The organism is Sphingomonas sp. Ant20 (assembly GCF_000783375.1).
GTDB classification, from domain to species: Bacteria; Pseudomonadota; Alphaproteobacteria; order Sphingomonadales; family Sphingomonadaceae; genus Sphingomonas; species Sphingomonas aerolata.
Window position 1 is genome coordinate 1 of record NZ_JRVI01000020.1, and the last position, 12409, is coordinate 12409.

General features: G+C 68.9%; 6 protein-coding genes and 3 pseudogenes. 8 read left to right on the forward strand and 1 reads right to left on the reverse strand.

The genetic code is table 11. The features are described from left to right. The 7 genes and pseudogenes from NI18_RS04390 to trxA all read left to right on the forward strand — a co-directional run. A pseudogene (locus NI18_RS04390) lies at positions 1-1657 on the forward strand (PAS-domain containing protein); the annotation flags it as partial. Between the two features lie 43 nt (positions 1658-1700). After that, the gene (tsaE, locus tag NI18_RS04395; RefSeq protein WP_052148991.1) at positions 1701-2150 is read left to right on the forward strand and encodes a tRNA (adenosine(37)-N6)-threonylcarbamoyltransferase complex ATPase subunit type 1 TsaE; all 450 of its coding nucleotides are present in this window, start codon (positions 1701-1703) and stop codon (positions 2148-2150) included. After that, positions 2147-3115: a phosphotransferase gene (locus NI18_RS04400; protein ID WP_031439048.1), complete on the forward strand. Its 969-nt coding sequence runs from the start codon at positions 2147-2149 to the stop codon at positions 3113-3115. Before tsaE ends, NI18_RS04400 begins: the two co-directional genes overlap by 4 nt. After that, positions 3112-3867: a nucleotidyltransferase family protein gene (locus tag NI18_RS04405; protein WP_031439047.1), complete on the forward strand. Its 756-nt coding sequence runs from the start codon at positions 3112-3114 to the stop codon at positions 3865-3867. Before NI18_RS04400 ends, NI18_RS04405 begins: the two co-directional genes overlap by 4 nt. Beyond that, positions 3860-6801, forward strand: a pseudogene (addB, locus tag NI18_RS04410) (double-strand break repair protein AddB). The gene NI18_RS04405 and the pseudogene addB overlap by 8 nt, the downstream one beginning before the upstream one ends. After that, positions 6788-10215: pseudogene (gene addA, locus NI18_RS04415) on the forward strand (double-strand break repair helicase AddA). The pseudogenes addB and addA overlap by 14 nt, the downstream one beginning before the upstream one ends. A 65-nt stretch (positions 10216-10280) precedes the next feature. Beyond that, the gene (gene trxA / locus NI18_RS04420; RefSeq protein ID WP_031393340.1) at positions 10281-10604 is read left to right on the forward strand and encodes a thioredoxin TrxA; all 324 of its coding nucleotides are present in this window, start codon (positions 10281-10283) and stop codon (positions 10602-10604) included. A 60-nt stretch (positions 10605-10664) separates the two neighbouring features. Here the strand turns inward: trxA and argJ are convergent, their stop codons facing one another. Next, on the reverse strand, positions 10665-11885 hold the full coding sequence (gene argJ / locus NI18_RS04425) for a bifunctional glutamate N-acetyltransferase/amino-acid acetyltransferase ArgJ (RefSeq protein WP_037528444.1): 1221 nt from the start codon (positions 11883-11885) through the stop codon (positions 10665-10667). A gap of 258 nt (positions 11886-12143) precedes the next feature. Between argJ and NI18_RS04430 the strand changes: the two genes are divergently transcribed. Continuing rightward, positions 12144-12395, forward strand: coding sequence for a hypothetical protein (locus tag NI18_RS04430; protein ID WP_037528446.1), 252 nt, complete (start codon positions 12144-12146; stop codon positions 12393-12395). Positions 12396-12409: the final 14 nt, after the last annotated feature.

Here is a 12409-nt window from a genome sequence, read left to right on the forward strand (position 1 = left end):
CGCGGTGCCGCCGCCGCGCGCGAGCAGGGGCGGCCGCACCAGCAGGTCCTGCCCGCGACGATCGACGGGGCCCGTCGGTCGCTCCAGATCTATGCGTGCCGCTGCGACCGGCGGGGTGGCGGGCTTTGCGATCGACATCGAGGATCTCGAGCAGGCGCGCTCGGGCGCCAAGCGCTTTGCCGAGGCGCAGCGGGCGATGCTCGACCGGTTGTCGGCGGGGGTCGCGCAGTTCGGTGGCGACCGCGGCCTGGTCTTCTGCAACCAGCCGTTCCGGCGCATGTTCGCGATGCGGGCGGAGTGGCTCGCCGACCGTCCCGAATTCGACCGCGTGCTCGAACGGATGCGCGAAGCGGACAGGCTCCCGGAGGTCCGCGACTTTCCGGCATGGAAGGCCGAGCGTCGCGCATGGTTCATGCAGACCGGGACCATGCCGAACGGCGGCGCGAGCGAGGAGATCTGGCACCTGCGCGGCGGTACGCATTTGCGCGTTGTCGCCCAGCCCTTGCCCGATGGCGGGCTGTTGCTGATCTTCGAGGACCGCACCGAGCATGTCCAGCTCGCCAGCGCGCGCGACACGCTGCTGCGCGTCCGTACCGCCACCTTCGACAACCTGTTCGAGGCGCTCGGCGTGTTCGCCGCCGACGGCCGGCTGCAATTGTGGAATAACCGATTCAGGGTGCTGTGGGGCCTCGAAGAGGAATTCCTTGCGGGTCATCCGCGTGTCGACGTCTTTGCCGATGCGGCCGCGGGCAAGTTGATGACGCCCAACCGGTCGGCGCTGATCCCCGATCTCGTGCGATCGGCGACCGCCGGACGGCAGCAGCGCGGGGGCCGCGTGGCCTTTGCCGACGGCCGGCATTTCGAATTCGCGGGCGTCCCGCTGCCCGACGGCAACGCGCTGTTCACGATGCTCGACATCACCGACAGCCGGCGTGCGGAGCAGGCCTTGCGCGAACGCGCGAACGCGCTCGAGGCGGCGGACAAGGTGAAGACGGCGTTCGTCGCGAACATGAGCTATGAGCTCAAGACGCCGCTGACGTCGATCAGTGGTTTCGCCGAGATGCTGCACGGTGGCTATGCCGGGCCGATGAGCGAACAGGCCGGGGGGTATCTCGAGGCCATTCTCGAATCGGTCGAGCGGCTCGGGCTGCTGGTCGACGACGTGCTCGACCTGACCCGGACCGAGAGCGAGAGCACCGAGATGGTGCGCACCGATGTCGAGCTGGCGGTGGTCGCCCGCGCCGCGGCAGGCTCGATCCAGGCGACCGCGCGGCGTCGCAAGCTGGACTTCGCGATCGAGATCGGGCGCTCGACCGGGCGTATCTGCGGCGATCCCAAGCGACTGCGTGAGATCGTCGAGCATCTGCTGCGTCACGCGGTCGCCGGTACGCCCGAGGGGGGGCGGATTCTCCTGCACGCCGACGGCAATGCAACGCATGCGCGGATCGTCGTGTCGGATGACGGCGCGGGGATGAGCGCGGAAGGCGTCGCGCATGCGTTCGACCGGTTCGCCGAATCCAAGACGATCGGCGATCGTGCGCTGGGGCTCGGCCTGCCGCTCGCCAAGCAGTTCGTCGAGGCGCATAACGGCACGATCGATCTCGTATCCGAACCCGGAAACGGCACGCTGATCACGGTCGAACTACCGCGGAGATGATCATCGCTTTGAAGGGACACGCACGCTGCCCGGGTTCGGTCGCATGACCGTGCTGCGGTTAGAGGATCCCGCCGCGACCGAGGCGTTCGGCGCGAAACTGGCAGCGCACGTCAAGGCGGGTGACGTGATTGCGCTGACGGGGACGCTCGGCGCGGGGAAGACGAGCCTGGCACGCGGGCTGCTGGCCGCGCTCGGTCTGGTCGGCGAGGCGCCATCGCCGAGTTTCGCGATCGTCCAGCCCTATGCACCACCCGAGGTGCGTCTGCCGGTGCTCCACGTCGATCTGTACCGGATCGACGATCCGGACGAGATCGTCGAGCTCGCGCTTGACGACGCGCGTTATGATTCCGTTCTGATCGTCGAATGGCCAGAGCGGGCGGGGCCGGACTATTGGCCGGACGCGCTTCGGCTCGACCTCACGATCGAACCGGACGGCACGCGCGGCTTGACAGCCGGAGTGCCGGAGGGTTGGACGCGGCGATGGCCGATATGACACCCCCGGCGGGCGCCGCCGCATTTCTCGACGCGCATGGCTGGGCGGGGGCGACGCTCCTGCCGGTTGCGGGGGATGCCTCGTTCCGTCGCTATTTCCGCGTCGTCGCCGGGACACGCCACGCGATCCTGATGGACGCGCCGCCGCCACATGAAGACCCGCGCCCGTTCATCGCGGTCGCACAGTGGCTGGTCGAGCGGACGTTCCGGGCGCCTGCGATCCTCGCGAGCGACCTGACGCAGGGGCTCGTGCTGATCGAGGATTTCGGCGATGATCGGTTGCGCGAGGCGATCGACGCATCGTCCGACAAGGGCATGGCGCTCTACGCGCCCGCGATCGACCTGCTCGGCCGTCTTCACTCGCACCCGGCCGGACCATTCGCACCCTATGATCGTGCCGTCCTGGCGCGCGAGGCCGCGCTGTTCGTCGACTGGTATTGCCCGGCCCTCGGGATCGTCCCGGACCGGGCGGGCTGGGATGCGGCATGGGACGCCGTGTTCGATCACGGGATCGCGACCGACCCCGTCACCGTCCTGCGCGATTATCATGCGGAGAACCTGATGCTGCTCGCGCCGGACGGAGCGCTCGGCCTGCTCGACTTCCAGGATGCGCTCGCCGGGCACCCGGCCTATGACCTCGTGTCGCTGTTGCAGGATGCCCGCCGCGACGTCGATCCGGTGGTCGAGGCAGCGATGCTCGCGCGCTACCGCGAAGCGACGGGCGTCGGTGACGAGTTTCTCGACGCCTATCACGTGCTCGGCGCGCAGCGGAACGCCAAGATCCTCGGCATCTTCACGCGGCTGTGGAAGCGCGACGGCAAGCTGCGCTACCCGACCTTGTGTCCCCGGGTCTGGACGTATCTCGAGCGTGACCTGGCCCAGCCGGTGATGGCACCGGTCGCGGCCTGGTTCGATGCCAATGTGCCGGCAGCATTGCGCGGCGACCCGCTGGCGTTGGCGGCATGAGCGGCCAGCGGATGATCCGTCCGATCCCGCGCGGGACGGTGCCCGAGACGGCGATGGTGATGGCGGCCGGGCTCGGCAAACGGATGCGGCCGTTGACCGCGACGCGCCCCAAGCCGCTGGTCGAAGTGGCCGGCAAGGCGCTGATCGACCATGTCTTCGATCGGCTGCAGCGTGCCGGGATCGCCCGCGCGGTGGTCAATGTTCACTATCTGGCGGATACGTTGCAGGCGCATGTCACCGATCGTTACCCCGATATCGAGGTCGTGATTTCGGACGAGCGTCGCCGGTTGATGGAGACGGGCGGCGGGCTGGTTCAGGCACGTACCCTGCTCGGCGATGCGCCGGTTCTGGTGGTCAACAGCGACAATCTCTGGATTGACGGACCGGTCGACGCGATCCGCCTGCTTGCGTCGCGCTGGGACGATGCGACGATGGATGCGCTGCTGCTGATGGTTCCGCTCGCCCGCGCGCACAATCATGGCGGTCCCGGCGACTTCCATCTGGCAGCGGACGGGCGGATCACCGGACGACGCAAGCCGGGGCGGGTCGCACCCTTCGCCTTTACGGGCATCCAGATTCTCCACCCGCGCGTCATCGCGGATTGGCCCGAGGGACCGTTTTCGACGAACCTGTTCTGGGACCGTGCGATCGCCGCGGGTCGTGCATTTGGCCAGGTCCATCAGGGCCTGTGGTTCGACGTTGGCACGCCCGGCGCAATTCCGAAGACCGAGGCGATCCTGGCCGGTGGCTGAACGGACGGGGCCAACCCTCTACACCATCCCCGCCCATCGCGCCTTTGCCGACGCGCTGGTCGCGGGTTTGCTCCGGCGGGCAGGGCAGGATCCGCTGGCGCTCGCCCGCGCGCTGATCCTGTTGCCGAACAACCGCGCGATCCGGGCGGTGACCGATGCGTTCGTGCGGGCGAGCGGCGGGGGGCTGGTGTTGCCGCGGATGATCGCGCTGGGCGACACTGGGCTGGGCGAAGCGGTCGGCGCGGCGCTCGATCCTGCGGACGATGTCGATCCGCCGCTGCCAGCAGTGCCGCCCTATCAGCGGCGGATGATCCTTGCGCGGCTGGTGTCGGAAGAACGCCGGCGTGGGGGGCATCCGATCGATGCGGCCGAGGCGGTCCGACTTGCCGGCGAACTCGCCAAGACGCTCGACCAGCTGCTCGTCGAGGAGGTCGCGCCGACGCGCCTGCACGAGATCGAACTCGGTCCCGAACTGACCGAACACTGGCAGCGCGCATTGTCGACGTTCGACGTCGTGTTGCAGCGATGGCCGGGCGAGCTGGCCCGCCTGGGGCGGATCGACGCGGCGACTCGGCGCGCCGCGCTGCTCGACAGATTGGTGGTGCGGTGGCGTGCGACGCCGCCGGCCGGGCTGGTCTGCGCTGCGGGCGTCACCGACTCCGCGCCGTCGGTCGCGCGCGCCTGCGTTGCGTCGCAGACCTGCCAGGCGGCATGGTGGTGTTCGCGGATCTCGATCTGCACCTGCCCGACGAGGAGTGGGATGCGCTGGGACCCCACCCGCGAAACCCGGATACCGGGCTGACGCGGCGGTCGATCGAAACGCATCCGCAATTTCATCTAAAGCTCCTGCTCGAACGCATGGGCGTCGGGCGCGCCGAGGTTGCGACCTGGCGCGAGGGCGGTGGCCATGACGCCGACACGACCCGAAGCCGCGCTATCGCCAATGCACTGGCCCCCGCCGACTTCACGGGAAAGTGGACCCGGCTGGGGGCAGAGGATCGCCGCCTGAAGGGGGTGACGGTCGCCGAACTGGCAACGCCCGCCGAAGAGGCGCAGGCGATCGCGCTGGCCTTGCGCGGCGTGCTGGAGGAGCCGGGACGGACAGCCGCGCTCGTTACGCCCGATCGCGCTCTGGCGCGGCGTGTCGCGGCGCATCTTGGGCGCTGGCAGATCCTGATCGACGACAGCGCGGGCCGGCCCTTGTCGATCCTCCCGCCCGGGACCCTCATCCTCGCGCTGGTCGAGGCTGCGGCACAGCGTTTCGCGCCGCTCGCGTTGCTGGCGTTGCTGAAGCACCCGCTGGTCCGCAGTGGCGATACCCGGCTGGCGTGGCTCGACGGCGTTCGCGCGCTCGATCGCGCGTTGCGCGGACCGCGGCCCGCCGCGGGGCTCGATGCTGTCGATGCGCATCTGCGTGCCGGAACGGCGAAGCGCTGGTGGCCCGAGGCGCAAGCGCTGCTCACGCCGATCGCCACGGTTTTCGAACGCGGCGCCCAGCCGCTCGGCCCGTTGCTGGCGATCGTTCGCGAGACGGCCGCGGCGCTGTGCGGCGATGAACTCTGGGCCGGCCCCGCAGGGCGTGCCGCAGCGCAATGCCTTGCGGATCTCGAAATCGAAGCCGATGCTGGTCCGCCACTCGTCGATCCGGGCGAACTTGCGCAGCTCTTGCGGAACTTGCTCGACGAGGTTGCGGTGCGGCCATTGCAGGGCGCGCATCCGCGTCTGGCGATCTACGGCCTGCTCGAGGCGCGATTGCAGACCGCAGACCTGATGGTTCTGGGCGGGCTGAACGAAGGCATGTGGCCGGGTCGTCCCGCGCCAGATCCGTGGCTCGCGCCGCGGATACGCGCCGAGCTAGGGCTGCCGGGCCTCGAGCGGCAGGTAGGGACGTCGGCGCATGATTTCGCTCAGGCGCTCGGCGCGCCGCGGGCGATCGTCACACGTGCGCGCCGCGACGCCAAATCGCCGGCGTTGGCGTCGCGACTTTGGCTGCGGTTGCAGGCACTTGCGGGGGACAGGTTCGAGCGCGCCGAGGCGCTGGAGGCGTGGACACGCGATCTCGACGATCCGCGGGCGCACCGGCCCTCCGACCGTCCGGCACCGTCGCCGATCGCCGCGCTGCGGCCAAGGCTGATTTCGGTGACCGAGGTCGACCGGTTGAAGGCCGACCCCTATGCCTTCTACGCGCGCCGGGTGCTCGGACTGATGCCGCTCGACCCGGTCGATGCGGATCCGAGCGCGGCGTGGCGCGGCACCGCGGTCCACGACATTCTCGAACAATGGTGGAAGCACGACGCCTGCGCGATCGATGCATTGCGGCCGCGGGCCGAGGCGATGCTGCGCGACGAGCGGACACACCCGATGATGCGCGCGCTCTGGCAGCCGCGGCTGCTCGAGGCGATCGACTGGATCGCGGGTACGATCGCGGCGCAGGCCGTCGATGGCCGGGTCGTCGCCAGCGCGGAAGGCAAGGGCGAGATCGCGATTGCGGGGGTGACGCTGCGCGGACGGTACGACCGTGTCGACCGGCTGCCCGGCGGCGAGCTGGCGATCATCGACTACAAGACCGGCAAGCCGCCCTCGGCGACCGCGGTGCGCGCCGGCTATAGCCTGCAGCTGGGGTTGCTGGGGCTGATCGCCGAGCGCGGCGGGTTTGCCGATGTCGCGGGCAAGGCGGGTGCGTTCGAATATTGGTCGCTTGGCAAGAAGCGCGATGCGTTTGGCTATGTCGAGAGTCCGGTCGATCCCGAGGGCAAACGCGACAAGATCCCGACCGCAGAATTCACCGCGACGGCGGCGCACAATTTCACCGAGGTCGCGGGAAACTGGCTGACCGGCAGCGCCGCCTTCACCGCCAAGCTCGTGCCGGAATACGCCCCCTATGCCGAGTATGACCAGCTGATGCGCCGCGATGAATGGTATGGTCGTGAATAGCGGCGAGCTTCGCACATTGCCCCGTCTCAAGGGCGCGCAGGCGGCGGCGAGTGACCCCAGCGCTCATGTCTGGCTGTCCGCATCGGCGGGAACCGGCAAGACCCAGGTCCTCGCGGCGCGCGTCTTTCGGCTCTTGCTGCGCGGTGTCGATCCGGGCGCGATCCTGTGCCTGACCTTCACCAAGGCGGGCGCCGCCGAAATGGCACAGCGGATCAACGGGCGTCTTGCCGCATGGGTGCGGATGCCCGGTCCCGCGCTGGGTGCCGATCTGATCGCCCTGGGGGAGGTCCCGGACCAGGCGTTGCAGGATCGTGCACGGACGCTGTTTGCCAAGGTGCTCGACGCGCCGGGGGGCGGGCTGCGGATCCAGACGATCCACGGTTTCTGTCAGGGCCTGCTGGCGGCGTTTCCGGTCGAAGCTGGGCTGACCCCCGGTTTTCGCCCCTTGGAGGCGCGCGAGGAAGCCGGGCTTGCACGCGAGGCGCTGGCGGGGATGCTCGCGGACGCGAGCGTGAGGGGCGGGAACGTCCCGTCGAGATCGTCGGTCGCTTGTCGCTGCGGATGGGGGAGGGCGGTGCCGAGGGGTTCCTGATGGCCTGCGCCCGCGCGTTGCCCGCGCTCGAGGCGTTGCCGTCGGGTATCCGGCCCTGGTTGCGTCGGACGCTCGAACTACCCGCGGGCGATATCGACGAGGCGGTCGCGGACTGGTGCGAGGCGCTGGATATCGACGCCATCACGCGGATCGGCGCAGCCAACCGGGCGTGGGGAACCGCGACAGGGCTGAAGCAGGCGGCGGTGGTCGAGACGTGGCTCGCGTCGCCGGACCGTGCGGCAATGCTCCCCGATCTCGCAGGCGTCGTGCTGACGGCCAAGGGCGAGCCGCGCAAGGCACAGAAGAAGCTGATCGATCTCGAACCTGACTATGAGATCCTGGCACAGGATGTCGGCGCGGCCTGTGCGGATATTGCATCGATGATCCAGCGCGTGGCCTATGCCGATCTTCTCGCCGACGGGCTGGAGGTCGGGCGCGACTATGCGCGTGCCTATGCACTCGCGAAACGGCGTGTCGGCGGGGTCGATTTCGACGATCTGATCGCGACGACCGTGGCGTTGCTCGACCAGCCCGGCATCGGCGAATGGGTCCGCTACAAGCTCGATCAGGCGACCGAGCATGTCCTGATCGACGAGGCGCAGGACACCAATGCCGACCAGTGGCGGATCGTGCGGGCGCTGGCCGACGAATTCTTTGTCGGGCGCGGCATCTATGCCCCTTCGACGCGCACGCTGTTCACGGTCGGCGACTGGAAGCAGGCGATCTTCGGCTTCCAGGGAACCGACCCGTTCAACTTCGCCGCCGCAGAGCTGCATTTCGGGCGGCGCGCGCTCGAGGTTGCGGGTGACGACGAATGGCCGGAGGCGGAGCGGGGCCTGCCGCTTGAGCGGCTGTCGCTGACACACTCCTTCCGGTCGACCCGGCCGATCCTCGCGTTCGTCGATGCCGCAGTCGCTGCGGCGGGCGAGCCGGGGCTTGGCGCGATCGGCGAGCTCGAGGTCCATGCCAGCGAGGTCAAGGGCCCGGGCAGCGTGACGCTATGGCCACCGGTCATCGCAGGGGGAAGCGAGGACGACGAGGAGGGCTGGGTCGAGGATGCGGTCCGCAAGCTTGCGGGCGATATCGCCAAGGCGGTCCGACGCTGGCTCGCGCCCGACGGGCTGATGCTCGAGAGCAAGGGGCGACGGCTGCGCCCTGAGGATGTGATGATCCTCGTGAAGCGGCGCGGCGACCTCGCGTCGCTGATCGTCGCGCGGCTCTATGCCGAGGGCGTGCCCGTCGCGGGCGTCGATCGGCTGCGTCTGAACGCGCCGCTCGCGGTCCAGGATCTTCTCGCGACGATCCGCTTCGTGTTGCAGCCGGAAGACGATCTGAGCCTGGCATCGCTGCTCGTCTCGCCGCTGATCGGCTGGACGCAGGACGAACTGATGGCGGCGGCGCCACGTGAGGCCGGCCCGTTGTGGCGGCATCTTCAGCGGACGCAGTCCGCCGAGCGCCTCGCGCCGCTGCTCGCGATGCTCGCACGTGCGGACATCGCAACGCCATATCAGTTTCTGGAGGAGCTCCTGTCCGGGCCGCTCGACGGACGGCGCAAGCTGATCCTGCGACTGGGGACCGAAGCGCGCGATCCGATCGAGGAACTGCTCAACGCTGCACTGACGTTCGAGAGCAATACGACACCGTCGCTGCAGCGCTTCCTCGACTGGTTCGATCGCGGCGATGTCGACATCGTCCGCGATCCGTCGGCGCCGCTCGATGCGGTGCGCGTGATGACCGCGCACGGCGCCAAGGGCCTGCAGGCACCCTTGGTCATCCTCGCCGATGCGACCGCCGACCCCGCCGCCGCACCGCGATCGATCCTGAAATGGACTCCCGAGGACATGGTCGCCCCGTTGCCGGTGTTCCGTCCGCGCAGCAGCGAGCGGGGTGGCCCCCTCGATGCGGTGGTGACGGCAGCCGAGCGGCGCGAACTGGAGGAGCATTGGCGGCTGTTCTATGTCGCGGCGACCCGCGCCGAGGAACGTCTGGTCATCGCGGGCGCGCTCGGTACGCGGGCGCAGGGCGTTGCGCCGGTGACGAGCTGGTATGGCGCTGCGGATCGTGCACTGACGGCGTTGGGCGTGCCGGACGCGGAGGGCGAGCGGGTCTTCGTCGGCGACGGGACGGAGTCTCCGGTACCGGTCAAGCCCGCTGCTAACGACGTGGCCGTGCCGTCCCAGACGATACCCAACTGGGCCCGGCACGCGGCACCGAAGGAATCACGACCGTCGCGCCCGTTGTCACCGTCCGCGCTCGGCGAGGATGCGGTGTCCGACCCGCCGCCGACTCCGGAGATGCGGCTTGCGGCCGAACGCGGCGCGTTGATCCACAAGCTGCTCGAGCGCCTTCCCGCTGTCGACGGCGGTTCGCGGGCGGCGGCGGCGGATCGCTGGCTCGGCCAGGCCGGTGGCGTTCTCGATCCCGCCGCGCGAGCGGAAATCGCAGCAAGCGCGATCGGCGTGATCGAGGATCCGCGCTTCGCAGACCTGTTCGGTATCGACTCGCTTGCCGAAGCGCCGATCGCGGCCACGCTGGCGGACGGCATCGTGGTGTCTGGAACGGTCGACCGGCTGCTGATCGGCGCGGAGACCATCCGGGTGATCGACTTCAAGACCGGGCGGCGTGCGCCGCGCGGGCTCGACGAGGTGCCGGACTATCATCTCAAGCAGATGGCGGCCTATGCGGCGGCGTTGCGGGTGATCTTTCCGGGGCGGACGATCGAGGCGGCGTTGCTGTACACCGCGGCACCCCGATTGATCGAGATATCGGCCGATATGCTCGACAGGCACAAGCCGCGCTATGCGATGACGGAGCAAAGCTAGGCTGTCGACGGTTGAGACGCGTGCAGCCGAACCCTAGATTACGGTATAACGAAGGAGATATTTCAGTGGCGACCAAGCAGATCACCGATGCGAGCTTCAATGCCGACGTGCTGAACGCCGACGGCCCCGTGCTCGTCGATTTCTGGGCCGAATGGTGCGGGCCGTGCAAGATGATCGGGCCGAGCCTCGAGGAGCTGTCCGAGGAACTGGGCGAGAAGGTGACGATCGCCAAGCTCAACATCGATGAGAACCCCGATGCGCCGGGTCAGTATGGCGTGCGCGGAATCCCGACGATGATCCTGTTCAAGGGCGGCGCCCCGGCAGCGACAAAGGTCGGTGCGGCTCCCAAGGGTCAGCTCAAGGCGTGGCTCGAGGGCGAACTCGCCTAAGACGGTACGCGCCGCTACCGCCACCTCAGCCTTTTTTGGAGGTGGCGGCTAGAGGTGAGCTCAGCTTCGATAGTCGGCGTTGATCGAGATATAGCCGTGCGTCAGGTCGCAGGTCCACACCGTGGCCGCACCGTCGCCCAGCGCTAGATCGACGCCGATCTCGATGTCCTGCCCCTTCAGATGATCCGCAACGGGCGCCTCGTCATAGCCGCTGAGCGCGAGCCCGCCCTCAGCCACTTGCGTATTGCCGAACCGGATCGACAATGTGTCGCGGTCGGCAGGCTCTCCCGCCTTGCCGACGGCCATCACGACACGACCCCAATTGGCGTCCTCGCCGGCGACCGCCGTCTTGACCAAAGGCGAGTTGGCGATGCTCATTGCGATGCGGTGGGCGCTGCGGTCGCTGTCCGCACCGGTCACCTGGATCTCGATCAGCTTCTGCGCGCCTTCGCCGTCGCGGACAACGAGCAGGGCGAGCTGATGGCACAGATCGGCCAGCGCCGCGCGGAACGCGTCGGCGCCGATGCTGTCGTCGTCGCTGAGCGGGGCGTTGCCCGCCTTGCCCGTCGCGAATGCGAGGACCGTGTCGCTGGTCGAGGTGTCGCTGTCGACGGTGATGCACGAGAAGCTCGGCGCATTGGCCTTGGACAGTGCGGCCTGGAGAAACGCGGGCTCGACCGCGGCATCCGTGAAGATGAAGCCGAGCATCGTCGCCATGTCCGGCGCGATCATCCCCGAACCCTTGATGATGCCGATCAAAGTGACGGTCCGATCGCCGATCACCGCGGTCGTCACCGCGCCCTTGGTAAATGTATCGGTGGTCATGATCGTCGCGGCGGCGTCCTCCCAGCCGCACGGTGCGGCGGCGAACGCGGCGTCGAGTCCTGCTTCGGCCTTGTCGATCGGCAACGGCACACCGATCACGCCAGTCGAGGCGACGAACACGTCCGAAGGCTGACAGCCAAGATGCGCTGCCGTGCGTGCGGCGATCGCCTCGACCGCTGCACGGCCACGCGCACCAGTAAAGGCGTTCGAATTGCCCGCATTGACGACCAGCGCGCGCGCCTGCCCAAGCGTCAGCGCCGCACGGCACCACTCGACCTCGGGCGACGGACATTTGCTCTGCGTAAGGACGCCCGCAACGACCGTCCCCGGATCGAGCGTCACGAACGTCAGGTCGCACCGGTCCCAGGCCTTGTAGCCGGCACGCGCGACATGCGGCACGACCCCGTCGATCAAAGGGGCGGCGGGGAAGGGCAAGGCGAGCGGCGAGATCTGCATCCGGCCTTCATAGTCGCTGCGGTCCGGCCCGCAAGATCGCGGGTCGCGTCTGACAGCCGCCCGTCGACCGGTGTCCCGTGCGGTTGGGGGCTATCGCATGACATCTGCGCGCGTCGACGGTCGACGAGCGTCCGTCAGGGTCGTCGTTCCTACGCACCACGCCGTCCCCTTACGGATCGAGCGTCCGCGCGTTCGCCGGGTGCTTCCGTCCGACGAATGGTAGATTTTACGCGCAAGCTCGCATACAGCCGGTCTCGCATGAACCTGCTGCTTCTCCTTTCTGCCCTCCTGTCCGCGCTGACCGGCGCGGTGCCGGGTGTGCGTGGGCAGTCCGCACAGGCAGTGGCGCAGGGCAGCATTTGCGCGCAGACCGCGGCGGTGGCGGTGGCAAAGGTCGCGGTACGACCGGTCGCCGCGCTCGCCTCGCTCGACGACGTTGCCACCTCGGCGACGCTGCCCGTCGTCGCGATCATCACGGCCCCTATCTGGGTAGACCGTCGGCGCGAATAGCGCCGCGCGCCTGA